Below are 25,334 nucleotides of genomic sequence, written 5' to 3'. Positions count from 1 at the left end.
CCCTCGCCGCGCCCAGGGCTTTGGAAACACGCGCCGCACGTGGGCCGCGGACGCCCCGCGCAGCCTGCCGGGCGGGCTCGCGGCGCCGGTGCGACATAGGGCGCGGCGGCCGGATTTGCTAGAATCGAAGCATTCCAGCCTTGCACGGGACCAGAGCCCGGACCGAAGCACCACTCTGGTCGACAGGAGAATCAAATGAAGTCGCCCCTTCTTGCCGCCGTCGCGGTGACGCTCGCTTTCAGCGGAGTCGCCATGGCCGCGCCCGCCGACGACGCAAAGACTGCCGTCGAGGCGCAGTCCGCGCAGTCGGAGAACGAACGCGCCGGCCTTCCCGACCTGGCTGCGATCAACAACAAGCCGGCCGCGCGCGTCACCTCGAAGGTCAACATCAACGACGTACCGCGCACGCCGAGCTTTCACGAAATGAGCCCGAACGGAACGGAGATCACCGAATTCCGCGACAAGGGCAAGCCCGTCGAAATCAACGTGCACTCGAATTTCGGCACGCGCTATACGATGAGCGCGAGCCCCGACACCTCGCCGCAAGTCCGCCAGAACGGCCAGGCAAGCACGCGCCTGCCGTCAATCAACCTGCATTACTGAACCGGCCGGCCGCGCGCGCCTCGATGGGGCATGCGCGGCAACGCCATGCGCGCCAACCCGAAGCCGGACCGCCGCCGTTGCGCCTGAGCCGGCCGCGCTCGCGGGACCCGGGCAGCACGACGCAGCGCTTGCCGACCGACTATTCCCACTCAACCGACCTTCTTGCATGGCCGTCTTCACCGCTGTCACCGACAACCAGCTTGCCCAATGGCTGCGCGACTACGATCTCGGCGATGTCGTCGAATTTCGCGGCATCCAGTCCGGCATTGAGAACAGCAATTTCTTCCTGACGACGACGCGCGGCGAATACGTCCTGACGATCTTCGAAAAGCTCACGGCCGGACAACTGCCGTTCTACCTCGACCTCATGCGGCATCTGGCCTCGCACCATGTCCCGGTTCCGGACCCCATGCCGCGCACGGACGGCTCGCTGTTCGGCATGCTGCACGGCAAGCCCGCGGCGATCGTCACGAAGCTCGAAGGCGCGCCCGAACTCGCGCCGGGCGTCGAGCACTGCGCGGAAGTGGGCCAGATGCTCGCGCGCATGCACCTCGCGGGCCGCGATTTCCGCGGCGGCCAGCCGAATCTGCGCAGCCTCCCCTGGTGGGAAGAAACGGTGCCGACGGTGCTGCCCTTCGTCGACGAGGCGCAGCGCGCGCTGCTCACGAGCGAACTCGATCATCAGCGCGGGTTTTTCGCCTCGGCCGACTATGCGGCGCTGCCGGGCGGCCCGTGCCATTGCGACCTGTTCCGCGACAATGCGATGTTCTCGCATTCGCACCTGGCACCGGGCCACGAAGTGCGGCTCGGCGGCTTTTTCGACTTCTATTTCGCCGGCTGCGACAAGTGGCTCTTCGACGTGGCCGTGACCGTGAACGACTGGTGCGTCGACCTCGCCACAGGCAAGCTCGACGCGGCACGCGCCAACGCGCTGTTGCGCGCCTACCAGACCGTGCGTCCGTTCACACTCGAGGAAACGCGCCACTGGACGAACATGCTGCGCGCGGGTGCCTATCGCTTCTGGGTCTCGCGCCTGTATGATTTCCACCTGCCGCGCTCGGCCGAACTGCTCAAGCCGCACGATCCCGGCCACTTCGAGCGCATCCTGCGGGAGCGCATCGCTGGCAGCGCTTCAGGCTCCCATCACGCCTTGCCCCATCGCCCATGCAACTAATTGAAGTCCCCGCGAAGGCGGGCTACGTCTGGTTCCGCCAGGGCATCTGGCTGTTCCGTCGCAATCCGCTCGCGTTTCTCACGCTGTTCTTCGCCTATTTGCTGGCGATGACGCTGATTTCGGCCATTCCCGTGATCGGCGGCGTGCTTCCGCTGCTGTTCGTGCCGGGGGTGGCCGTCGGCTTCATGGCGGCGTGCCGCGACACGATCGCGGGCAAGCCGGTGTTCCCGACCATCCTCATCGACGGCTTTCGCTCGTATGGCAACACGGTGGCGAAGCACCTGCTGGTGCTCGGCGCGATTTATGTGGTGGCGATGCTGCTGGTGCTCGCGGCGTCCGCATTCGTTGACGGCGGCGCGCTGCTGCGCCTGATGACGATAGGCGGCTCGCTCGACGCCGATACGCTCGAAAACGGCGACATGCCGCTGGCGGTGCTCGCCTCGCTGCTCTGCTACGTGCCGGTGTCGATGCTGTTCTGGTTCGCGCCCGTGCTCACGGCGTGGCACGACGTGCCGCCTGTGAAGGCCATGTTCTTCAGCATCGTGAGCTGTTGGCGCAACAAGGGCGCGTTCGTGGTGTACGGCGCGCTGTGGTTCGCGGTGTCGACCGTCGTCTCGATCGGCCTGTCGACGCTGCTGCGCGCGCTCGGCGCGGGCGACTTCACGGTGGCGATCCTGATGCCCGCGCTCATCATCGTGACGACGATGCTCTACTGTTCGTTCTACGCGACCTATCGCGGCTGCTACGGCGTGCAGGAAAAGCAGCCCGCCGAAATGCCGGGTTCAGGCCGCTGAGCGACGCATTTACGCGCCGTAGACGCAAAAACGGCGCTCGCGCGCCGTCTTCATCGCGCCTCGCAGGGCGCGGCACGCCAGCTTAGCCGTAGTGATTCATCCACGACGGATGGCGCGTGGCCTTCTCGCGATCCATCTTGCGCATGCGGAATTCGAGGTCATAGATGTCCACCGATTCGGCGAGATACGCTTCTTCGCGCTGCTGACGGCGAGCTTCGGCGGTTTCGGTGAGGAACAGGAAAAGACGGCTGAGCAGGTACATGATTTGGCCCTTCTTGACGGGCACGCGCCCGCGAAACAGACGAAACCATTATAGGGTAAACCCTATAACGGGTAAATACCTACTCCCGCGCATGAATGCCCTTTACCGTGCGTCCTGCGCCAATTCGTCATCGTAAATTTCGTCGGCGGCGTCCCGGCGATGCCCCCGGAAAAAGTCCCAGATCATCGCGCTCGCGTCCGGCCCCGTCGATGAATGGAAGGGCACGGCCTCGTCGCCGCCACTCCAGGCATGGTCCAGTTCCGCCACGCGGCATAGCCGCACGACGCTCGCACCGTCGAGTTCGTAGTCCTGCTCGCGATAACCGTCCTTGAAAATCTCGTGCGAGACGACGCCCTGGCGCACGCCGCGCACATCGGCGAGCCCGTTCAGCCGCAGGAGTTGCACGGCGAGCTGTTCCGCATTCAAGGGCGCGACCACCGCATCCGCGTCACCCTGCAAAACGATCGCCGGCATACCGGGATGCGCACGCTCGCCCAGTTCGCCATCGACGAGCGCCACGGGGTCGCGGTGCACGCCGCGCCGCATCACGTCGAGCGCGGAGACGCCGGAACGCGCCTCGCCAAAGGCCGGCCCGGAGTGCAGCGCGACAGCCGCGAAGCGGCTGGGCCAGCGCACCGCCAGCAGCATCGCGAGTCCCGCGCCCGCCGACAATCCCGCCGCATAAACACGAGAGCGGTCGAAACCGTGCTCCGCGACCAGCGCGTCGATCAGCGAGACGACGGCTGCCGCCTCGCCGCCGCCCGCCGCGTCGCGCGCGTCGTACCAATGCCAGCACTGGTGCGGGTGTGCGCGCTCCGACTGCTCGGGATACACCACTGCGAAACCATGGCGGTCGGCGAGCAGATTCATGCGCGTGCCTTCGGCGAACGAATCCATCGACTGCTTGCAGCCGTGCAGCATCACCACGAGCGGCATGCCCGCCGTTGCGCCGCCGGCCGGCAAATAAAGCCCATAAGGAAGCGCGCGCGCCGCATGGTGGGCGCGGGCCGACGCAAGATGCTCCGCGCGGCGCCATTCGCCCGCGGCCCAGGCGGCCGCGCGCGGGCCCACGCGCGACTCGCGCGCCGGCGCGCCCGGCGCCTGGGTGGATTGCCTCGCCGCCTGCTCGGCAGCGGCTTGAGCGGCGCGCCAGATCGCTTGCGGCCGAAGGGCGTGGACCGGGGTCGAATCGACGCCCTTCAGGGCGTCGCGGGCAGCCCGGCTCTGAATGGCGAGCAGACGTCGCATGCCACCTGTCCATAGCTTCGTCAGATTTTTCGTCATCAGCGGCCTCGTAAAAGGGTCTGACACATCGTGGCGTTATGCCGCGATCCGTCATTGTGCAACGCACAATAACACCAAACGAACGAGGCTGCAGACCGGACTGGTTCGATTCCAGCTCATGCAGAACGACGCCGTGCGCTTCGTCCATGCGGCGCGGCTATACTGCAAGCTTGTCTGACGCGCGTGTCGGCCGCCCCGGCCGCTCGCGCGTTAAGCCGGTAGCTGTCAAGCATCTGCCATCGTGGGATTCCCCTTTCAGACATAGCGGCGCGGACTCATGCCAGATTTACCCCTTCACCTTTGGTACTCGATTACCAACCTCGGCGGCGCAGGCCTCACCCTGCCGCTCGCGCTGGCAATCGCGCTATGGCTCGTAGCCGGCTATTCGTGGCGCATGGCGGCGAGCTGGGTGATGCTGCTCGGCGTGGCGATCGGCCTCGTCACGCTCACCAAGCTCGCCTTTCTCGGCTGGGGCATGGGCGTGCGCGAACTCGACTTCACGGGCATCAGCGGCCACGCCATGCTGTCCACGGCCGTCTATCCCGTCGCGTTTTTCCTGATGCTGCAAGGCGCGCCGTCCATCGTGCGGATAACAGGCGTCGCGACGGGGCTCGCGGTGGGGCTGGCGGTCGCGCTGTCCCGCGTGGTGCTCGACGCGCATTCGCCTTCCGAAGCTGTCACGGGCTGCATCGTCGGCGCACTCACCGCGATCGTGTTCGCGCGTTACTGGTGGCAGGCGCAGGCGCAGCGGATTTCGGCGGCCGTCGTCGCACTGAGTCTCGCGGCGCTGACTGTCGCGTTGCACAACGTGCACGTGCCTACGCATCGCTGGGTCACGAACCTCGCACTGACCGTCTCGGGCCACGACCGGCCCTACGTGCGCGCCAAATGGAAAGCCGGCCGCCCGAACCGCGCGCCGGTCGCGCCCGTCTCGCAAACCCGCAACGTCCTCGCTCCGCTCGCGCAACGCCACGCCTGACGGCGCCGGCCAGCCGCGCCTCGCCAGCCGCGCCTCGCCGGTCGCAATCAGCCAGCCATACCTACCTTTTAGCCGGCCACGCCCAATAGCACGCTCGACGCCTTGAACACGGCCGTCGCCGCGCCTCCCGCGGCAAGGCCAAGCGCGTCCACACTTGCGTCGGTGACGATGGCCGCGATCACGGCGCCGCCCGGCAATGCGATCGTCACTTCCGCATTCACGGCGCCGCGCCGCACGACCTCGACCGTCCCGCTCAAGCGGTTACGCGCCGAAAGCCGCTCCGCATCCTCCGCGCGCGCGACCAGCACGACGGAAGTCGCCTTCACGAGTGCCACCACGGGAGCGCCCGCGGCAAGCTCGAGAGCTTCCGCGCTTTCGCGCGTCACCGTGGCCACGAGCGTTTCGCCGCCCGGCAGCGCGATCGAAACCTCGTCGCTCACCGCGCCCCTCGCGATCGTGTCGACGGTGCCGAACAACTGGTTGCGCGCGCTCGTGCGCATCGCAAAGCGGCCGAGCAAGGCCAGATCGCGCTTGAAACCGCCGGTGCGTGCGTCGTCCCCTTCGTTCGCCGCGGCCCCGAGCGCCTGCGCCGCACGTTCGAGAAAACGCTGGTGCTCGTGCTCGATGGCGCGAAACGTCTCGACGAGACGCAACGCCCGCGGCGTGAGCGTCGTTCCGCCGCCCCCCTTTCCGCCCGCTGCACGCACGACGAGCGCCTCGCCGGCGAGGTTGTTCATGACGTCGACGGCATCCCACGCGCCCTTGTAGCTCATGCCCACCGCCTTCGCCGCGCCGGTGATCGATCCGGTCGCGCGAATGGCTTCGAGCAGCGCGATGCGCGCGGCGCCGCCGAGCATATGCGGCCCGGCCTGAAACCAGACCGAGCCGCCGAGGCCCAGTTCCGGCGGCGCGGACGACGTGGCGGCATCGGCACTGGCGGGCGCCGATCCGGTTGACGGACGATTCGAGGCAGCGGGATTCATCGTGCGAGGCGAGAGAAAGATGAGACGAAATGAGCCAGGGTTCGCAAACCCGCCAGCGATTATAGAGATGCGCCTCGAGCGCCGCGCGTCACCTTCGGCTCGCCCAGCTCGCGCAACAGCCGCTCGCCTTCCTTAGCGGTATAGCGTTTGACGGCCTCGCACCAGCCGCGCGCGAAACCTAGCTGATATGGCTCGACGTCCATCCGTTCGAGATAACGCAACGCGACAGCGGCATCGTTGCCGTCGCCGAGCACGCCCTGCAGCCGCGCCAGCGTGCGCGCGACCTCCATGCGCGTGCGGCGCGACGTGAGCGTGGCGAAGAACTCGATCGTGTAGCGCAGATACTTCGCGTTGATGCGCGCGCGATGGCGGCTAGCCTCGTCGATGGCCGTCAGCTTTTGCGTGCTCGCGAGCCTCTCGTAGTACCGCCGCAGGCGCTTCTTCGCATGGCTGTGCAGCGAAGGCCCCGCGTCGCGTGCGTCGCGTGCGCGTCGCGCGAGTGCGTCGAGCCATTGGAGCCACGCAAGCGCCACCAGCGCGTAACGCGGCGAGGCCAGCGCCTCGCGCAGCCGCGCGCGGGCGGCGAGGCGCTGCGCGTTCGCCGCCTCGCGAATCGTGTCCCAGCGCCCTGGTTCGACGTCGGCGGCGGCGAGCGCGGGCAGCGTCGAATCGACGAAGACGTCGCGGTCGCGCGCATCGCCGAGCAAGCCGCCGAGCCATTTGAGATCCGGGTCGAGACGCTCGACCCACGTCTTGTCGCGCCAGCGCGAGAAGATGCGCATGGCGGTGCGCAAGCGCCGCTGCGACACGCGCATCTGATGGATGAACTCGCCGTTCGCGCTGCCCCGCACGCCCGCGTCGTTGCCGAACCACTGCGCGCCGATGTTGCGCCCGATCGCGACGAGCGCGGCTTCGGCCGTCACCGCGCCGGCGAGATCGACGGCTTCTGCCTTGACGGCCTCGGCGTCGCCGGTCACGCTGCCGGCGACGGCGCGGTCCGGGGCGTCGGTCAGGCGCACGAATGCGGGCAGCGCGCGGATGAGGTCGCCGGCGCAAGCGAAGAGCGCATCGACGACCGGGCCGTCGTCCTCGCCTTCGGGCCAGGGTGCGCTCACGCGGAGTTCGTGCAGTTCGGGAAGCGCCGCGATGTCCGTGCCGTTGGCGTTCCCCGTATCCTGGTGCAGGTCCTCTTCGAGCGTGAGCAGCACGTCGATGCCGTCGCGCGGCCATTGCCAGCGGCTGCGCGTGGCGACGAGCGTAACCGCTGGCGCGAGATCGTCCGCGGCGCCCAGCGCCTCGCGAAACGGCCCGGGCGCGGCATCGAAGAAAGCATGGGTGATGCCGCCCGCATCGAGCGGCGCCTCGAAGACCGGCGCGACGGCGGTGACCCCCGGCGTATGGACGCGCCGACTCGACACGACAACACATTGCGTGTCGCCGCGCGACTCGGCGGCCACGCGCCAGCCAAGGCGCGAAAGGGCGCCGCCGCGGTCGAACGCGACCGTCGTCACGCGCTCGCGCGCATCGGGTAGCGCGGCGAGCGAGGGCAACGCCGCGCACAGGCAGGCGGCCAGCGGCGAGGGCTTCGGGCTGCCCGGCGGCGCGCCGGCAGCAGCGTTGGCCTTCTTTTTATCGTGCGCCGCCGGGACGACGACATCGAGCACGACTTCCAGAACGCGATCCATGAACGCTCCAGGGTTCTGTGGTTGGGCGCGAAGGGTCAGAACGGTGCAAGCGGACGAGGCGAGCGGAACTGCGGCGACGCGAACGATAGTACACGCGACACGGCATCGACGCCTCGCTGACGGCGCAACCGCCGAAGAGGCGTTCCCATGCCTTCCCAGGCGTTCCCTCACCCGCCCGTCATCTGAATCTGATGATCGTCAAGACTGACATGACAGGACGATGGAAAAATGATTACTTTCTAATTCCTCTCAATTTTCTCGTCTGTAAGGAGTGTCGAATGTTCCCAGAGTACAGAGATCTGATTTCGCGCCTCAAAATCCAGGATGACCACTTCGCCCGGATTTTTCACCGCCATAACGAACTCGATCAGCAAATCAAGAACCTGGAGGCCGGCGTCGTGGCTTCAAACGGCACGGAAATCGAGGAGCTCAAGAAAGAAAAGCTCCAGCTCAAGGATTCGCTTTATGCGATCCTGAGAAAAGCGGCGAGCGCCTGAACCGGGCAACGCCCAGCGCCAGGCCGTCCGCCGGCCGGCACGCGCCATCGGCAACCGGCATTTCCTTCACGCCGACCCGGCGAAAACCCGCGACGACTGCCCTGCGCTTCGTTGCCGTTCCCGGTTTCCCCTTTTCCCATTTCCGTCTGGGCGCCCCTTTGCTGCGCCCGTCCTCCGATCCCCGCATTCGCCCATATCATGCCTAAATCCATTCCCTATCCTGCGTCCGACGACGCCACGCCCGCCGCGCGACTGCCGCTCATCACGGCCCACAGCGCCGAGCTGCACACCGTCGAAGGCGCCGTCGAATCCGCGAGCCAGGCCATTGCGGGCGCCGTTCACGACCTCGTCACGCGCACGCCGCAGACGCCGCCCGCGGCGTTGCTCGAGTCGATTGCGGCATTGATGCGGGGCATGTCGCCCGACGAAGCCGCCCAGTTGCGCAGCCTGATCCTCGAAGGCAACCCGGCCGACTGGCGCAACTCGCGCACGCGCCATCCCGATGAGGAACTCGCCTCCGGCTGGCGCGAAGGCGCCTATCCGTATCGCAACCTGATGTCACGTCGCGCCTATGAGCGGCAGAAGTACCGGCTGCAGGTCGAGCTGCTCAAGCTTCAGGCCTGGGTGCGCGAAACGCGGCAGCGCGTGGTGATCCTATTCGAGGGCCGCGACGCGGCCGGCAAGGGCGGCACGATCAAGCGCTTCATGGAGCATCTGAACCCGCGCGGCGCACGCGTGGTGGCGCTCGAAAAGCCCACGGAAGTCGAGCAGAGCCAGTGGTATTTCCAGCGCTACGTGCAGCATCTGCCTTCGGCGGGCGAGATCGTGCTGTTCGATCGCTCATGGTACAACCGCGCAGGTGTCGAACATGTGATGGGGTTCTGCACGGCCGGGCAATATGCCGATTTCATGCAGCAGGTGCCCGAGTTCGAGCGCCAGCTGATTCGCAGCGGCATACACCTGATCAAGTTCTGGTTCTCAGTGAGCCGGGCCGAGCAGCGCCGCCGCTTCAAGGAGCGCAAGGTGCATCCGCTCAAGCAATGGAAGCTGAGCCCGGTCGATCTCGCCTCGCTCGACAAGTGGGATGAGTACACCCAGGCCAAGGAGGCGATGTTCTCCCAAACGGATACGGCCGATGCGCCCTGGACCGTCATCCGCTCCGATTGCAAGAAGCGCGCGCGGTTGAACGCCATGCGGTTCGTGCTGCACAAGCTGCCTTATGCGAGCCGCGACACGGAGGTTGTTGGCGTGGTGGATCCGCTGCTGGTGAGTCGGGCTTTGTAGGCGCGGAGCGCGGTTACCGCGCTCGCGCGCCCGTCAGGTCGCGTATTGCGCCACCCCATTCCCGAACGACCAGTTCTCGCGCGCGACATCCACGAGATTGATGAACACGTCTTCGCGCCTGACGCCCGGGTCGCGCGCAAGGTTCTCCGCGATCTGCGCGAACAGCGCCGTCTTCTGATCCTGGCCGCGCGTATTGCTCACCGCGATCTGAATCATGACCAGATCGTCACTACGCTCGATGCCCAGGTAATGCCGGCCGAACGCGAAGTTATCGGCCTCATGCTCGGTGACGATCATGAACAGATCGTCCTCGGGCACCTTGAACACTTCCCTCAGCGCCAGATGAACGCCTCGCATGAGCGCCTTGCGATACGGGGCGGGCTTGCCCGCGCGAACGGCGATGCGGCTGAATGGCATGTCGTGCTCCTGGGTTGGTTGACATGACATCAGCTTAAGCGCGGCCTATCATGATAAAAAGACATCAATAGATATTTCATCTATTTTCATTTGAAATGAAACTCCTGGATCTCGATGCCATTCGCGCCTTCGTACTCGTCGCCGAGTTGCGCAGTTTCACGCGCGCCGCCGAAGCGCTCGATACCACGCAATCGGCCGTGAGCCTCAAGCTCAAGCGTCTCGAAGCCCATCTGGGGAGGCCACTGCTCGAACGCACGCCGCGCGTGGTGCGGCTCTCCTCCGACGGCCTCATGTTCCTCGGCGCGGCTCGCGATCTGCTCGGCGCCCACGAGCGGGCGCTCGTCGCGCTTTCAGGCGACGAGAGGCGCATCGCGCTCGGCCTGAGCGAGCACGTCGCCGACTCGAACCTGGCCCGCCAGCTCGCCCAGCTTCGCATGCACGATCCGGGGCTCGTAGTCGAGCTGCATCTGGGCCTTTCGGCGCGTCTGCTCGCGCAGTTCGACGAGCGGCGGCTCGATGCGGTCATCGTCCGTCAGGAGGAAGGGGAAGCGCCGCGCGGCGATGCCAGGCGGCTTTTCGCGGAGCCGCTCGTCTGGCTCGCCGCGCCGCAATGGCAGTGGCAACCCGGCACGCCGCTGCCGCTCGCGTTGCTCGCCGCGCCCTGCGCGGTGCGCGCGGCGGCGATCCGCTCGCTCGACGCGGCGGGCATTGCGTGGACGGAAGTGTTCGTGGGCGGCGGCGTCGCCGCCGTGGGCGCGGCGCTGGCCGCAGGTCTCGCAGTTTCGCCGCTGGCGCGGCGAGTCGCGCCGCGCGAACTCGTCGACGTCGGCGTGCGGCTCGGCCTGCCCGCGCTGCCGGTTTCGCAGGTCATGCTCCATTCGCGGGTGCGGGAACCCCGAACGGCCGCAACGTTGCAATTGCTCGCATCGGGGCTGGGTGCGAACTGACGGAACGAGGCGCGGCCGGCCCCGTGCCTGCGCATAGCTCGCGTCTTTTCGTATGCGGTCCTGCCCGGACATGACCTGGAAAGGATAAACACCGGGTCAGAACTTGAATTAATCCATAAATGGACTAATATCAACTAAAAGTTCAATTCGGGACTCGACCACCATGTCACCTGCCACCGCCTCCGTCACCCCTTCGCGACGCCCTGGCGCCGAGCCTTCGTTGACCGAAATGTCGGCGGCGGGGCTGAGGGCGTTCTTCAACATCGCACGCGACTGGGACCTGAACATCGACGAGCAGATCGTCTTGCTCGGCTCGCCGGGCCGATCCACGTTCTTCAAATGGAAGCAGTCGCCGCAAACCGCCCGCCTCGGCCGCGACACGCTCGAAAGGCTTTCGCTGCTGCTCGGCATCTACAAGGCCCTGCAGATTCTCCTGCCCCAACCCACTGCCGCGGATACCTGGATCAAACGCCCCAACAGCGCCCCGCCGTTCGGCGGCCGGCGCGCGCTCGACCGCATGCTGGCCGGCAATATCAGCGACCTCGTGGCGGTGCGCCAGTATCTCGATGCAATGCGGGGCGGCTGGGCGTGACGCAAACGAACTGGCAAGACCGCTGGCGCAGCGCGCCGCTCACCTGGTCGCCGGCTTTCCGGGTGATTCCCACCCGCTTCCCCGCCGTGAACCTGTTCGACCGCGTGGCGTCGGCCGACGACTTCGAAGCGCTCTACGCACTCGAAGCGCTCACCAACGACCGTCTGCGCACCGAAACCGGCGACCTCGACCTCGTGCCGCGCGAGGAACGCCGCTTCGGCCCCGGCTACGGGCCGATCATGGCGGCGTTTACGCATCTGAATCCGCAGGGAAGCCGCTTTTCCGACGGCACCTACGGCGTGTTCTACTGCGCGCGCTCGCGCGCCACCGCCGTCGCCGAAACGCGCTACCACTCGGGGCTTTTTCTCGCGGCCACGAACGAACCGCCGATACGCCAGCAAATGCGGCTCTACACGGTGATCGCGCATGGCGAGGTCATCGACCTGCGCGACGACCCCGCGCTCGATCCAGGCGTGCTTTCGCCCGACGACTACACGGCGGGCCAGGCGCTCGGCGGCGCCGCCCGCGAGGCGCGGGCTCCGGGCATTGCCTATCCGTCGGTGCGCGACGACGGCGGCGAATGCCTCGCCGCGCTCAGCACGACGCTCTTGCGCGCCTGCCATCACGCGGCGTATCTGGAATACAACTGGAACGGGCACGCCGTCGACATGGTGTTCGAGTTGAACCGCATCGTATAGCCCCGCGCTGCCGTGCGGGCGCGGACCCTCAGGGCAACACGATCGCCGCCGCGCCGTGCGCGAGCGCTTCGACGGTCGAAACCGACCAGATGCGCGACGTCAGCGCCTCGACCATGGTGAGACGTCCTTCGGTGATGAAGGCGCCCGTGTCGATGAACACCTGAGAGCCGATCTGCCGCACTTCGCGCACCGGCGTATGGCCGCAAAACGTGAGCGAGAGTGCGTGGCGCGTCGCGTCCCCGGTGCCGAGCACGAGATCGCGCCCCCATAGCAGGCGCTCGCGCACGTCGGGGGCGAACTGGCCGCTGTCGAGGGTGGCGTCGTCGCCGAAAAACTCCGCGTGGATCACGTTAAAGCGCTTCTCGCCCTCGCCCACCACGCGCGCGAGCGGCAATTGCCGCAGCCGTTGCGCATAACGCACGAGCACGCCGTCAGGCACGGTCTGCGCCCAGCCACCGCCGATGCCATACCAGCGGTTGCGCGGCATCCGACCTTCGGCGACGGCGCATAGCGCGTCTTCATGATTGCCGAGCACCGCGTAGAACCACGGCTTGTCCAGCAGCGCGAGCGCTTGCTCGCACTGCTCGCGTTCGCCGCGATCGACAAGATCGCCCACCGAAAAAAGACGGTCGCGCGCCGTATCGAAGTCGACCTCGCGCAGCAGATAGCGCAAGGCATCCACGCAACCGTGCAAGTCGCCTACGACAAAATCGCGGCCGGCAAGGTTGGCGGCATGGTGCTGCACGAGGGCGTCGGGTGTATGGGTCATCACTTCATCATAGTGCTGTGTGGGTGGACCGTATGCGCGCCAAACATCGTTCCGGCGACGATTCCGAGGGGCGCTTCACGAGACGATCGACGCACGCAAGCCGCGTGCCTGATGCCGCCCGAGCCGGCGCGCGCAATCGCGCCACGCCCCACTTGAGCGGCGCCGCTATCGAGGCTCGGCGCGCAGCGCCGCGACCGGGTCGGCCGTGATGGTCGCCTGCGGATTGCCGAACCGCTTCGTCACGTAGTTCGAAATCGCCGCGACCTGGCCGTTGCCCAGTTCGTCGCGGCATGCCGGCATCAGCACGTCGGCGTCTTTCGTTTTGCGCGCCACGCCGTGCAGGATCACCCTCGCGAGATCGTTCGCGCCCGGCGCGTTCGTGCCCATGCCCGCGCCCGTCCACTGGCAGCAGCTCGCGCAGTTCGCCGCGAAAAGCTGCAGGCCGTTCACGGTCGTGACCGGCGCGCCGCGCAGCGCGGTGATTCCGTCGGCGGCGCGCTTGCCCCATGCGTCGCGCGGCCGGGTCTTGCCGCCCGAAACCGGCGGCAGCGCGCGCAGGTAGGCAACGACCGAACGCAAGTCCTCACGCGTGAAATATTGCGTGGAGTTCTGCACCACGTCGGCCATCGGGCCCGCCGCGTTTGCGTGGCCTGCGGCGACGCCAGTCGACAGATACGCGATGAGCGCGTCGTCGCTCCAGTCGCCGATGCCGCCCGCGCGATCCGGCGTGATGTTGTAAGCCTGCCAGCCCGCCTGCGTCGCGCCCGAAAATCGTTCCGTTGTCCGGAGACCCTGCATGAAGTTGCGCGGCGTGTGGCACTCCTCGCAATGCGCGAGACCTTCGACGAGGTAGGCGCCACGATTGAATTCGGCGCTTTGCTTCGGGTCCGGCACGAAGCGGCTTTCGTCGAAGTTGAAGAGATTCCACAGGATCATCAGCCAGCGCTGGTTGAATGGAAAGCGCAACGCGTTTGCAGGCGCCGTGTAATGCACGGGCGCGACCGTGTTCAGATATGCGCGAATCGCGAGTACGTCCCGCCCGGCCACGCGCGTGAACTCCACGTAAGGGAAGGCCGGATAGAGCCGCTCGCCGCCTTTGCCGATGCCTTCGTGCATCGCGCGCACGAAGTCGGTATCGCTCCACTGGCCGATGCCGGTGTCGCGATCGGGCGTGATGTTGGGCGTGTAGATCCGGCCAAACGGCGTGTCGATCGCCAGGCCGCCCGCGAACGGCCGGCTCGGGTCGGCGGTGTGGCACGCGGCGCAGTCGCCCACGCGCGCGAGGTATTCGCCGCGCCTGACGAGCTCGGGCTTGTCCGCGTCCGCGGCGGACGCCGGGGAGTCGTCGCCGCGCGCGCTTGACATGGGCAGCTCGTCGACGGGACGCGTTTGCGATTCGTGCGAGGCATGCCACGCGATATAGAGCGAGAACGCACAGAAGAGCGTGGCCGACAGCGCAGCGCCCGCGCGCTTCTGTCGCGCGCGGTTCGCGGTTCGCGCGGCGGGGGACTTCGTTGCTTTCATCGTCGGTCTCCGGCGCGGTCGCATCAAAGCTCGCGGCGCAGCTTGCCGGCCGGCTTCAGCGACAGCGCGGCGATCGTCAGCGTGCAGTTCACCGAACCGGCCGCCGGCATCACGGCGCTGCCGGCGACGAACAGGTTCGAATGATCGTGGGCGAGACAATCGGCGTCGAGACAATCGGCGTCGACGACCGAACCGACCGCGTGCGCGCCCATGATGTGATTGCTGGGCGCGAAGGTATCGTCGAACGTGATCTCCGTGCCGCCGAAGAACTGCGTGATCTGCGCATGGCGTCCATGCGTATTCGCGGCGCTTTTCTTCACCTGGTCGTTGATCGGGTAGTGGATCCCGGGCTGCGGAATGCCGGACACGAGAACGTGCTCGCCTCGCTCAGGGGGCGAAACACGCTTGCCGCCGTCGCGAGCGGCGCTTCGTACACGACGTACGCGGGACGTTTGCTATCGTCGCCGGCCGCGCGGCACCGCCTTTGCGCTATCGTCGCGCTTGCGTCGGAACGGCATGCCGCGTTGCGCAAGCAATATAGCCCGTTATGGTCCGGCAAGACAAACCGAAAGCTGCGATGCCGGGCATGACGGCGCGTCATGACGCCGGCCGCGCACGGTAGAATCGCCGCAACCCGCGGCAATCCGCGACGGTTCGCACCGCCCGCTGGCACAACCCATAAGCGCATCGCGCGATAGATACGCCATGAACCCCATTCCGCAGGTGCTACGCAACCGGCCTCACATGATGATCGCCATCGCCGTGGGCATCGTGCTCGGTGCGCTCGCACCTTCCGCGATCCGTCCGTCGGCGCGCATCCTGCTCGGCTGGGACGCCACGGTGTGGACCTACCTCGTGCTGATCTGGCTGCACATGGCGTTCGCAAACGAAGAGAGCGTGCGCGCGAACGCCCGTCGCGAAGACGAAAACGCCGGCACGGTCCTCTTCCTCATCTGTACGGCGACGGTCGCGAGCATTGTCGCCATCGTGCTGGAACTGGGATCGACGAAAGACCTCGGCATGGCGTCGAAAGTGCTGCATTCGATGCTCACGGGCCTCACGCTGATCGGCGCGTGGTTCCTCATTCCCACCATCTTCACGCTGCACTACGCGCGCCTCTATTACGGCTCCGATCCCAACGAACCCGCACTCCTGTTCCCGGACGAGAAACTCAAGCCGAATTACTGGGATTTCCTGTACTTCTCGTTCACCATCGCCTGCGCCTCGCAAACCGCCGATATCGGCCTGCGCGGGCGCAGCGCGCGGCGCGGCGTGCTTGCGCAATCGATTCTGTCGTTCTATTTCAACGTTTCCGTGCTAGGCCTGTGCGTGAACATCGCCGCGAGCATGGTCGGCAACTGATCGCCCCTTTTCGTCGCTGCAACGGATGCCGGCAGTCGACGCCGGTCCGCCTCCCCTCCTCTTCGCGCGCCGGCACCCTCGCGCCGCGCCCGCGCACCACGTCCAGGCATGTGCCTTGCTGACCTCCCCGCAAGTCGCCACGCGGCGCATGCGGTTTGGTTCCGGCCTGCTCTTGCACTACTCTGAACAGCACGTGCCTGCCCACCACGCGCAGCGCGGCACGTCCGGCAGCCCCCGGGCGGCGTGATCGCATTTCGGCCAACCCCCGTCCTGCATCCCCGTCGCCTGACGTACCTGGAATACGACCGATGGAACCTCCCCACGCCTATGCGCCGCGGATCTATTTCGTCCATTCCGTCCTTGTCGGACCACTCGACGCGTGGCCGGCGCACTTCGCCCGCGCGGCCTCGCTCGGCTTCGATCACGTCCTGATCGGCGCGCCGTTCGCGCCGGGCGCCTCGGGCGATGACCGGATCGTCGCAGATCATGCGCGACCGAATCCCGCTTTCGGCACCACGCTTGCCGCAGACGAAGTCCTGCGCGAGCTCGCCCTCGCGGCGCAAACGCGCGGCCTCACGCTGCTCGCGGACCTCGTGCTCGACCGCGCGGCCGCCGACGGCGCGCTCTATGCCGAACACCCCGAGTGGTTTCATCCCTTCGAGCCCGAAGACGCGCGGCTCGATCCGCGCCACGGCCACCGCGAGGCCAACGTGGCCTACGCCGATTTCGACCGCGCAGGCGCGCCGCTCATCGCCTGGTGGACGGCGCGCGCGATGGCGCTCGCCGAAGCCGGCATCGGCGGCTTTCGCATCGACTCGCCGCACCGCACGCCGCCGCACGCGCTGCGCGCGATCTTCGACGCCGTGCGCGCCCGCTTTGCACAAACACGCTGGCTCGCCGCGACGCCCGGCCTGCCGCGCGAAGCGATCACGCAGCTCGAAGGCGCGGGCTTCGACGCCGCGTTCTCGTCGCTGCGCTGGTGGGACTTCTCGTCGAGCTGGCTGGTCGAGGAGCACGCCGCGCTGCGACGCGTCGGCTCGCCCGTCACGTTTCCCGAAGCGCCCTACGGCGCGCGCTACGCGCACGACCAGGAGGGCGCCGCCGACGCGCGCGCCGTCGAGCGCGCCTACCGCCGCATGCTGCGCGCGGCTGCCGCGCTCGGCACCGGCTGGCTCATGCCGATGGGCTTCGAATACGGCGTGGACGAAGCGACCTCGCACAGCGGCAACAGCGCTCGGGGGTGGGAAGCGGCGAAGGCGCGCGCGCCATTCGACTTGAGCGCCGACGTCGCTCATGCGAACGCGCTGCAACGCGAAACGTGGGTGCTGCAAACCCACGGCGAGCTGCGCGCGCTCAGCGGCCCGGGCGCCAGCGTCGCGGCGCTCCTGCGCGGCGACCGTCCCGATTTGCGCGATGCGAGCGACGCCGTGCTCACGCTCGTCAATCCCGCGCTCGCCGCGCCGGTGCGCGTGGATCTCTCGCGCCTGCTGAACGGGGTGCCGGGGAGCCTCACGCGCTTCGCGCCGCTCGACGCCGAGACGCTGCGCGGCGCGCGCATGCCCACGCCGCGCGAGGCAAGCGCGATACCCGACACGTTCACGCTGCCCGCAGGCGCGTGCTGGATGTTCCGCGCGCTCGCGAGCCCGCCCGTCGTGCTCGCGCCGCCCGAAGATCGCGGCAAGACGAACACGAGCGGACACAAGAGCGTGATGGAGGCGATCGCCGCGCCGCGCATCGCCATCGAAAGCGCGACGCCCTCGGTCGATCACGGCCGTTTCGTGGCGAAACGCACCGTGGGCGAGCGCTGCGAAGTGCGCGCGGCGATCTTTGCCGAAGGCCACGATCGCATCGACGCCGCCGTGCTCTGGCGCGCCGCCGACGAAACCGCCTGGCACGAATCGCCGATGACGCCGGTGCCGCCCGCCGGCACCGACCTGTGGGCGGGCCGCTTCCCGCTTGATCGCGTGGGGCGTTACGAGTATGTCGTGATCGCGTGGCGCGACGATTTCGCCTCGCTCGCCGATCATCTGCAAAAAAAGCGCGCCGCGAACCAGCCCGTCGATCTCGAACTGGAGGAAGCGAGCCGCCTGCTCGCGCTCGTGCTCGCGACCGCGGAAACGTCGGATGCGGACGGCGAAGCGCACAAGCGTACCTGCGACGCGCTAGACAGTATCGTCAAGCACTTCATCGGTTCGGATACCGAAACACGTTGCGCGCTGCTCGCCGCGCCCGCCACGGCAGCCGCCGTGCGCGCCGCCCGGCACCGGCCGTTCCTCTCGCGCGACACCATCGTCAATCGCGTGGATGCGGAGCGCAGCGCGGCGCGCTTTGCGAGCTGGTACGAGATCTTCCCGCGCTCGATGAGCGACGACGAATCGCGCCACGGCACCTTCGACGACGTGATCGCGAAGATGCCGCGCATTCGCGAAATGGGCTTCGACGTGCTCTACTTCCCGCCGATCCACCCCATCGGCCTCTCGAACCGCAAGGGGCGCAACAACGCGCTCACGGCGCAGCCCGGCGACGTGGGCAGCCCCTATGCGATCGGCGCGGCCGAAGGCGGCCATACCGCCGTGCATCCGCAACTGGGCACGCTCGAAGACTTCTGCCGCATGCTCGCCGCCGCGCACGAGCAAGGCCTCGAAATCGCGCTCGACTTCGCGATTCAATGCTCGCCCGACCATCCGTGGCTCAAGACGCACCCGCACTGGTTCGCGTGGCGGCCCGACGGCACGCTGCGCTACGCCGAGAATCCGCCGAAGAAGTACCAGGACATCGTGAACCCCGAGTTCTACGCGCACGACGCCAAACCCGATTTATGGCTCGCGCTGCGCGACGCGATCCTGTTCTGGGTCGACACGGGCGTGCGCATTTTCCGCGTGGACAACCCGCACACGAAGCCGCTGCCGTTCTGGGAATGGATGATCGCCGACGTGCGCGCGCGCCATCCCGACGTGATCTTTCTCTCCGAAGCGTTCACGCGGCCGCGCCTCATGTACCGGCTCGCGAAGCTCGGCTTCTCGCAGTCCTATACGTATTTCACGTGGCGCGAATCGAAGCGCGACTTCACCGAATACCTCACCGAACTCACGCAAACCGAGGTGCGCGACTTCTACCGGCCCAACTTCTTCGTCAACACGCCCGATATCAATCCGCGCCATCTGCAGACCGGCGCGCGCTCGAGCTTCCTGATCCGCGCGGCGCTGGCCGCGACGCTTTCCGGGCTCTGGGGCGTGTATTGCGGATTCGAGCTGTGCGAGGGGCGCGCCCTGCCCGATTCGGAGGAATATCTGGATTCCGAAAAATATCAACTGCGCGCCTGGGACTGGCATCGCCCCGGCAACATCGTCGGGGAAATCGCCGCGCTCAACCGCATACGCCGCGCCAATCCCGCGCTGCACACGCATCTGGGCATCACGTTCCTCGACGCGCGCAACGATTCCCTGCTGTGCTTCGAAAAGGCCACGCCCGCGCGCGACAACGTGATCGTGGTGGCAATCAGTCTCGACGCATTCAACGAACAGGGCGCCGACTTCGAACTGCCGTGGGCGACGTTTCAGCGCTGGCACCTCGACGACCACGCCACGCTCAATGTCGTCGACGAAATGACGGGCGAGCGTTTCGAGTGGCACGGGCGCTGGCAGCACGTGCGTCTCGACCCGCATGCGCGCCCCTTCGCGATCTGGCGCATCGAGCCCGTGAAGGGGTTGCCGCGCGACGAACCGCTGCCCGAACACGACGAACCCGCCGACGAACACATCGAGGGCCATCCCGAACTCGATGCGGACTTCCCGCCCGGAGGAGCGACATGAAACGCGACCCCGCTACGCACGAGCCCGTGGCAACCAATGTGCAGACCGTGACGCGCGACTCGACCGTGCGCGACGCGCAGCGCGAGGACCGTGCCGCGCAACGGCGCGGCAAGCCGTCCACGCTTTCCGACGACCCGCTCTGGTACAAGGACGCCGTGATCTACCAGGTCCACGTGAAATCGTTCTTCGATTCGAACAACGACGGCGTGGGCGACTTTCCGGGCCTGCTCGCGAAGCTCGACTACATCGCGGGCCTCGGCGTGACGGCGATCTGGCTGCTGCCGTTCTATCCTTCGCCGCGCCGCGACGACGGCTACGACATCGCCGACTATCGCAACGTGCATCCCGACTACGGACAGCTCGCCGACGTGCGCCGCTTCATCCAGGAAGCCCATGCGCGCGGCATCCGCGTGATTACCGAACTCGTCATCAACCACACCTCCGACCAGCACCCGTGGTTCCAGCGCGCGCGCCGCGCGAAACCCGGCTCGAACCATCGCAACTACTATGTCTGGTCCGATACCGACCAGAAGTACCAGGGCACGCGCATCATCTTCATCGACACGGAGCCGTCCAACTGGACGCACGACCCCGTCGCGGGCGCGTACTACTGGCACCGCTTCTACGCGCACCAGCCCGACCTGAACTTCGACAACCCCGCCGTGCTGCGCGAAGTGCTGCAGGTCATGCGTTTCTGGCTCGACATGGGCATCGACGGGCTGCGTCTCGACGCCGTGCCCTATCTCGTGGAGCGCGAAGGCACGAACAACGAGAACCTGCCCGAGACCCATTCGATCCTCAAGCGGATTCGCGCGGCCATCGACGAGCACTACCCGAACCGCATGCTGCTCGCCGAAGCGAACCAGTGGCCCGAAGACGTGCAGGAGTACTTCGGCAACGAGGACGAATGCCACATGGCGTTCCACTTTCCGCTCATGCCGCGCCTCTACATGGCGATTGCGAGCGAGGACCGCTTCCCGATCCTCGACATCATGAAGCAGACACCCGACTTGCTGCCGAGCTGCCAGTGGGCGATCTTCCTGCGCAATCACGACGAACTCACGCTCGAAATGGTCACGGACTCCGAGCGCGATTACCTCTGGAACACCTATGCAAGCGACCGGCGCGCACGCCTGAACCTCGGCATTCGCCGGCGTCTCGCTCCGCTCATGGAGCGAGACCGCCGCCGCATCGAACTGATCAACTCGCTGCTGCTCTCCATGCCCGGCACGCCCGTCATCTATTACGGCGACGAACTCGGCATGGGCGACAACATCCACCTCGGCGACCGCGACGGCGTGCGCACGCCGATGCAGTGGTCGTCGGACCGCAACGGCGGCTTCTCGCGCGCCGACCCCGAGCAGCTCGTGCTGCCGCCGCTCATGGGCTCGCTCTACGGCTACGACGCGATCAACGTGGAGGCGCAAAGCCGCGACCCGCACTCGCTGCTCAACTGGACGCGGCGCATGCTCGCCACGCGCCGCGCGAAGCAGGCGTTCGGGCGCGGCGCGATCCGCTTTCTGCGGCCCGCGAATCGCAAGATACTCGCGTATCTGCGCGAAATGCCGGGCGAAGCGCCGATCTTGTGCGTGGCGAACCTGTCGCGCGCGCCGCAGGCCGTGGAACTCGATCTTTCCGAATTCGCGGGCGCGGCGCCCGTCGAAATGACAGCCGACTCCGTGTTTCCTCCCATCGGGCAACTGCCCTATCTGCTGACGTTCCCGCCCTACGGCTTCCTGTGGTTCCTTCTGTGCTCGGGCAATCAACGGCCTTCGTGGAGCCAGCCGGCCTCGGAGCAGTTGCCCGAATTCGTGACCGTGGTGATCCGCGAAGGACAAACCGGCGCGACGCCCGAGAACGTGCGGCTGCTCGAATCGGAAGTGCTGCCTTCATGGCTCTCGCGGCGGCGCTGGTTCGCCTCGAAGGACAAGCCGCTGCGCTCGGTGCGCCTCGCGGCGCTCACGACGATCCACGGCGCAGGCTTCGCGTTCACGGAGATCGAAGCCGAGCTCGCCGACGGGACGAGCGAGCGCTACGTGCTGCCGATCGCGATTACGTGGGGCACCGAGATCACCACGCCGCTGCACATCCAGCTCGCGCTCTCGCGCGTGCGGCGCGGCCGCACGGTGGGCTACCTCACCGACGCGTTCTCGCTGCCGTGGTTCGCCTACGGCGTGCTGCGCAAGCTGCGCGAGCGCGCGGCCGTGCCCACGGTGCAGCAGAGCACGATACGCTTCGATCCGACCGATCGTCTCGCCGGGCTCGACCTCGGCGAAGCGCCGGAAGTGCGCTGGCTCGCGGCCGAGCAGAGCAACAGCTCGCTCGTGATCGCGGAAACGCTCGTGCTCAAGATCGTGCGCCGGCTGATGGCGGGCGTGCACCCCGAAGCGGAAATGAGCCGCTACCTCACGAAGCTGGGCTACGCGAACACCGCGCCGCTCTATGGCGAAGTGGTGCGCGTGGACCCCGCGGGCGTGCCGCACACGCTCATCATCGTGCAGGGTTATATCGACAATCAGGGCAACGCGTGGGACTGGGCGCTCGATTACCTGCGCCGCACGATCGACGAGCTCGCGCTAGCCGTGGACGACGACACGAACGTCGATCACGCGCATGAGGAAGAAGCCGTGCAGGGCTACTGCGCGGTGATAGGCGCGATCGGCAAACGGCTGGGCGAGCTGCACGCGGTGCTCGCCTCGCCGAGCGACGACGAGGCCTTCGCACCCGTCGCCGCCACGCCCGACGACGTGCGCGCCTGGGTCGCCGACACGAAAGCCATGCTCAACGAAGCGCTCGACATCGTCGCGCGGCACACGGGCGAAAACGAGCAGACGCTCGACGAAGACGCGCGCGATCTCGCGCGCAGCCTGATCGATCGCCGCAAAGCGCTCCTCGCGAAACTCGACGCGCTCGCGCCGCTCGACACGAAGGCCGTGCGCATTCGCATACATGGCGATTTCCATCTGGGCCAGGTGCTGATTTCGCAAGGCGACGCATACCTGATCGACTTCGAAGGCGAACCCGCGCGCGCGCTCGACTACCGGCGCGCGAAGACCTCGCCGCTGCGCGACGTGGCGGGCCTGCTGCGCTCGCTCTCGTATGCGGGGGCCGCCGCGCAATCGACCATCGAGAACGCGCCGCAGCCGGTCGTCGATCGCAAGCGCACGCTGTTCGAGCGCTTTCGCGGCTACGCGGCCGAAGCGTTCCTGAGCCAGTACCGCGCGGCCGTGGCCGAAGCGCCGCTCACGCTCGTGAGCGCTTCGCACGAGCAGGCGCTGCTCGACCTGTTCCTGATCGAAAAGGCCGCCTACGAGATCCGCTACGAAGCGGCCAATCGCCCCACGTGGCTCGCGCTGCCGGTACGCGGTCTCGCGGCGCTCGCGGCGCGCGTGCTCGGACTCACGCCCACGCAGTCCACGCAGCCGCATTCCGGCGGAGGTGGACATGGCTGAACGCGCGCCCCAGGCCGGCCTGAATCCGCACGACGCCGACGCACTGGCCGGCGCGTACCACTCCGATCCGTTCGCCGTGCTCGGGCTGCACTGGGTGGACGGCGCGCCCTACGTGCGCGCATGGCTGCCGAACGCGGCCGGTGCGAGCGTCGTGGCGCGCGACCGCGCTCACACGCTCGGCGAACTCGCGCTCGTGCATCCGGCGGGACTCTACGCCGGCCCTCTCGCCGAAGCCGTGCCGTACCGCCTCGTGATCGACTGGCATGGCGTGAGCCAGGAAATCGAGGATACCTATTCATTCGGTCCGCAGCTCTCGCACGAGGCGCTCGTGCGTCTCGCCGACGGCGACCCGTATGCGGTGCTCGAATGCCTCGGCGCGCGGCCGCTCACCTGCGACGGCGTGCCGGGCGTGCGCTTCGCCGTCTGGGCGCCGAATGCGAAGCGCGTTTCGGTGGTCGGCGACTTCAACGCATGGGACGGGCGGCGTCATCCCATGCGTTTGCGCCACGAGGCCGGCGTATGGGAGCTCTTCATTCCGCGCGTGGCGCCGGGCGCGCGCTACAAGTACGAGATACTCAGCGCGCGCGGGGCGGTGCTGCCGCTCAAGGCCGACCCGTGCGCGCTGCAGACCGAATGCCCGCCGGGCACCGCTTCGATCGTCGCGCCCGCCGAGGCGATCGACCACTACGCGTGGCGCGATCAGGCGTGGCTGCAAACGCGCGCGGAACGGCAAAACGCGCGCGCCCCGATGTCGGTCTACGAAGTTCATGCGCCCTCGTGGCTGCCGACGCAAGGCGCCGACGCGCCCGCGCCCGATTGGGGCGCGCTCGCCGAGCGCCTGATTCCCTACGCGCAAGGCATGGGCTTCACGCATATCGAATTGCTGCCCGTGGCCGAGCATCCTTTCGGCGGCTCGTGGGGGTATCAACCGCTTTCGCAGTTCGCGCCCACCGCGCGACTCGGCTCGCCGGTGGACTTCGCGGCGTTCGTGGACCGCGCGCACGAGGCCGGCCTCGGCGTGATCCTCGACTGGGTGCCCGCGCACTTTCCAAACGACGCGCACGGCCTCATCGATTTCGACGGCACCGCGCTTTACGAACATGCCGATCCGCGCGAAGGCTATCACCCCGACTGGAATACGATGATCTACAACCTCGGACGCCGGGAGGTGAGCGCATTCCTCATCGCATCGGGCCTTGCCTGGCTCATGCGCTACCACGTGGATGGCCTGCGCGTGGACGCCGTCGCCTCGATGCTCTACCGCGACTATTCGCGCGCGCAAGGCGAGTGGGTGCCCAACATGTACGGCGGCCGCGAAAACCTCGAATCGATCGCGTTTCTCAAGCGCCTCAATCACGAAACGCAATACGTGCCGCAACGACCCGGCGTCATCTCGGTAGCCGAGGAATCCACCGCGTGGCCCGGCGTCACGGCGCGTCCCGAAGACGGCGGACTCGGCTTCCAGTTCAAGTGGAACATGGGGTGGATGCACGACACGCTGCACTACATGCACGAAGACCCGGTTTACCGCCGCTATCACCATCATCTGATGACGTTTGCGATGGTCTACGCGTGGTCCGAACGCTTCGTGCTCCCGCTTTCGCACGACGAAGTGGTGCACGGCAAGGGGTCGCTGCTCGGCAAGATGCCCGGCGACCGCTGGCAGAAGTTCGCGAACCTGCGCGCGTATTTCGGCTTCATGTGGGCGCATCCCGGCAAGAAGCTGCTTTTCATGGGCGGCGAGTTCGGGCAGATGGCCGAATTCGACCACGACGGCACGCCGCACTGGAACCTGCTCGACGATCCGCTGCACCGCGGCGTGCAAACGCTCGTGCGCGACCTGAACCGCCTTTATGGGAGCGAGCCCGCGCTCCATACGCTCGACTCGGAGCCCGGCGGCTTCGAGTGGCTCGTCCCCGACGACAGCGAGAACAGCGTGCTCGCGTGGCGCCGCGTGGACGGCTCGGGCCGCGAGATCGTGGTCGTCTGCAACTTCACGCCGGTGCCGCGCCACGGCTACCGCATCGGCATGCCGCAGCCGGGCCAGTGGGAAGAGGTGCTGAACACCGACGCCGAAGTCTATGGCGGCTCGAACATCGGCAACGGGGGTCTCGTCAATACCGAAAGCGTTGCGAGCCACGGCAAGCCGCAGTCGGCCGCGCTCGTCCTGCCGCGGCTCGGCACGCTGATCCTGCGCCTGCGCCGCTAGCCATGCG

General features: G+C 67.3%; 21 protein-coding genes. 13 read left to right on the top strand and 8 right to left on the bottom strand.

Annotated elements, in window-relative coordinates; all coding sequences use genetic code 11:
* Positions 1–195: 195 nt before the first annotated feature.
* The 3 genes from BLU17_RS22510 (at position 196) to BLU17_RS22500 (ending at position 2,571) form a co-directional block, all read left to right on the top strand.
* On the top strand, positions 196–603 hold the full coding sequence (locus BLU17_RS22510; RefSeq protein ID WP_092001510.1) for a hypothetical protein: 408 nt from the start codon (positions 196–198) through the stop codon (positions 601–603).
* Between the two features lie 166 nt (positions 604–769).
* Complete coding sequence (locus BLU17_RS22505) at positions 770–1,777, top strand: homoserine kinase (RefSeq protein WP_092001507.1); 1,008 nt, start codon at positions 770–772, stop codon at positions 1,775–1,777.
* Positions 1,768–2,571, top strand: coding sequence for a BPSS1780 family membrane protein (locus BLU17_RS22500; RefSeq protein ID WP_092001504.1), 804 nt, complete (start codon positions 1,768–1,770; stop codon positions 2,569–2,571). The genes BLU17_RS22505 and BLU17_RS22500 overlap by 10 nt, the downstream gene beginning before the upstream one ends.
* 82 nt (positions 2,572–2,653) lie before the next feature.
* On the opposite strand, the gene BLU17_RS22495 is transcribed toward BLU17_RS22500, so the two are convergent.
* Positions 2,654–2,833: a DUF3563 family protein gene (locus BLU17_RS22495; protein WP_092001658.1), complete on the bottom strand. Its 180-nt coding sequence runs from the start codon at positions 2,831–2,833 to the stop codon at positions 2,654–2,656.
* A 102-nt stretch (positions 2,834–2,935) separates the two neighbouring features.
* Positions 2,936–4,117, bottom strand: coding sequence for an extracellular catalytic domain type 1 short-chain-length polyhydroxyalkanoate depolymerase (locus tag BLU17_RS22490; RefSeq protein ID WP_092001501.1), 1,182 nt, complete (start codon positions 4,115–4,117; stop codon positions 2,936–2,938).
* A 277-nt stretch (positions 4,118–4,394) separates the two neighbouring features.
* On the opposite strand from BLU17_RS22490, the gene BLU17_RS22485 reads away from it, so the two are divergent.
* Positions 4,395–5,096 carry a phosphatase PAP2 family protein gene (locus BLU17_RS22485; RefSeq protein WP_092001498.1) on the top strand — a complete coding sequence of 234 codons (702 nt, stop codon included), beginning with the start codon at positions 4,395–4,397 and terminating at the stop codon, positions 5,094–5,096.
* Between the two features lie 68 nt (positions 5,097–5,164).
* Here the strand turns inward: BLU17_RS22485 and BLU17_RS22480 are convergent, their stop codons facing one another.
* Entirely contained in the window at positions 5,165–6,079 is a 915-nt protein-coding gene (locus BLU17_RS22480; protein ID WP_092001495.1) for a TOBE domain-containing protein, read from the bottom strand.
* A 59-nt stretch (positions 6,080–6,138) separates the two neighbouring features.
* Positions 6,139–7,764 carry a CHAD domain-containing protein gene (locus tag BLU17_RS22475; RefSeq protein ID WP_092001492.1) on the bottom strand — a complete coding sequence of 542 codons (1,626 nt, stop codon included), beginning with the start codon at positions 7,762–7,764 and terminating at the stop codon, positions 6,139–6,141.
* 278 nt (positions 7,765–8,042) lie between these two features.
* On the opposite strand from BLU17_RS22475, the gene BLU17_RS22470 reads away from it, so the two are divergent.
* A complete protein-coding gene (locus BLU17_RS22470) occupies positions 8,043–8,261 on the top strand; it encodes an HP1242/YdcH family protein (RefSeq protein ID WP_092001489.1) in 219 nt (72 codons plus the stop codon).
* 198 nt (positions 8,262–8,459) lie between these two features.
* Complete coding sequence (gene ppk2, locus BLU17_RS22465) at positions 8,460–9,545, top strand: polyphosphate kinase 2 (RefSeq protein ID WP_092001486.1); 1,086 nt, start codon at positions 8,460–8,462, stop codon at positions 9,543–9,545.
* Positions 9,546–9,578: 33 nt separating this feature from the next.
* On the opposite strand, the gene BLU17_RS22460 is transcribed toward ppk2, so the two are convergent.
* Positions 9,579–9,962: a tautomerase family protein gene (locus tag BLU17_RS22460; RefSeq protein ID WP_092001483.1), complete on the bottom strand. Its 384-nt coding sequence runs from the start codon at positions 9,960–9,962 to the stop codon at positions 9,579–9,581.
* 95 nt (positions 9,963–10,057) lie between these two features.
* On the opposite strand from BLU17_RS22460, the gene BLU17_RS22455 reads away from it, so the two are divergent.
* The 3 genes from BLU17_RS22455 to BLU17_RS22445 all read left to right on the top strand — a co-directional run bounded on the left by BLU17_RS22455 (position 10,058) and on the right by BLU17_RS22445 (position 12,199).
* Entirely contained in the window at positions 10,058–10,909 is an 852-nt protein-coding gene (locus BLU17_RS22455) for a LysR family transcriptional regulator (RefSeq protein ID WP_092001480.1), read from the top strand.
* A 163-nt stretch (positions 10,910–11,072) separates the two neighbouring features.
* Complete coding sequence (locus BLU17_RS22450; RefSeq protein ID WP_176929170.1) at positions 11,073–11,501, top strand: MbcA/ParS/Xre antitoxin family protein; 429 nt, start codon at positions 11,073–11,075, stop codon at positions 11,499–11,501.
* Complete coding sequence (locus BLU17_RS22445; RefSeq protein ID WP_092001474.1) at positions 11,498–12,199, top strand: RES family NAD+ phosphorylase; 702 nt, start codon at positions 11,498–11,500, stop codon at positions 12,197–12,199. Before BLU17_RS22450 ends, BLU17_RS22445 begins: the two co-directional genes overlap by 4 nt.
* Positions 12,200–12,227: 28 nt before the next feature.
* Here the strand turns inward: BLU17_RS22445 and BLU17_RS22440 are convergent, their stop codons facing one another.
* From BLU17_RS22440 to BLU17_RS22430, 3 genes are all read right to left on the bottom strand, one after another.
* Positions 12,228–12,968: a metallophosphoesterase gene (locus tag BLU17_RS22440; RefSeq protein WP_092001472.1), complete on the bottom strand. Its 741-nt coding sequence runs from the start codon at positions 12,966–12,968 to the stop codon at positions 12,228–12,230.
* 165 nt (positions 12,969–13,133) lie between these two features.
* Positions 13,134–14,492: a c-type cytochrome gene (locus BLU17_RS22435; RefSeq protein WP_092001469.1), complete on the bottom strand. Its 1,359-nt coding sequence runs from the start codon at positions 14,490–14,492 to the stop codon at positions 13,134–13,136.
* A gap of 23 nt (positions 14,493–14,515) precedes the next feature.
* Positions 14,516–14,860 (bottom strand): GMC oxidoreductase, encoded by a 345-nt coding sequence (locus BLU17_RS22430; protein WP_092001466.1) that lies wholly within the window; start codon positions 14,858–14,860, stop codon positions 14,516–14,518.
* Between the two features lie 337 nt (positions 14,861–15,197).
* Between BLU17_RS22430 and BLU17_RS22425 the strand changes: the two genes are divergently transcribed.
* The 4 genes from BLU17_RS22425 to glgB all read left to right on the top strand — a co-directional run bounded on the left by BLU17_RS22425 (position 15,198) and on the right by glgB (position 25,327).
* Entirely contained in the window at positions 15,198–15,854 is a 657-nt protein-coding gene (locus BLU17_RS22425) for a DUF1345 domain-containing protein (protein WP_092001464.1), read from the top strand.
* A 308-nt stretch (positions 15,855–16,162) separates the two neighbouring features.
* Positions 16,163–19,666 carry a maltotransferase domain-containing protein gene (locus BLU17_RS22420; protein ID WP_092001462.1) on the top strand — a complete coding sequence of 1,168 codons (3,504 nt, stop codon included), beginning with the start codon at positions 16,163–16,165 and terminating at the stop codon, positions 19,664–19,666.
* Positions 19,663–23,118, top strand: a complete 3,456-nt coding sequence (treS, locus tag BLU17_RS22415; RefSeq protein ID WP_092001458.1) for a maltose alpha-D-glucosyltransferase — start codon at positions 19,663–19,665, stop codon at positions 23,116–23,118. The genes BLU17_RS22420 and treS overlap by 4 nt, the downstream gene beginning before the upstream one ends.
* A complete protein-coding gene (gene glgB / locus BLU17_RS22410) occupies positions 23,111–25,327 on the top strand; it encodes a 1,4-alpha-glucan branching protein GlgB (RefSeq protein WP_092001455.1) in 2,217 nt (738 codons plus the stop codon). Before treS ends, glgB begins: the two co-directional genes overlap by 8 nt.
* Positions 25,328–25,334 lie beyond the last annotated feature (7 nt).

It is taken from the genome of Paraburkholderia lycopersici (genome assembly GCF_900096975.1).
GTDB lineage: Bacteria > Pseudomonadota > Gammaproteobacteria > Burkholderiales > Burkholderiaceae > Paraburkholderia > Paraburkholderia lycopersici.
Note: the sequence above shows the minus strand (reverse complement) of the source record. Positions and strands in the feature narration are given on the sequence as shown.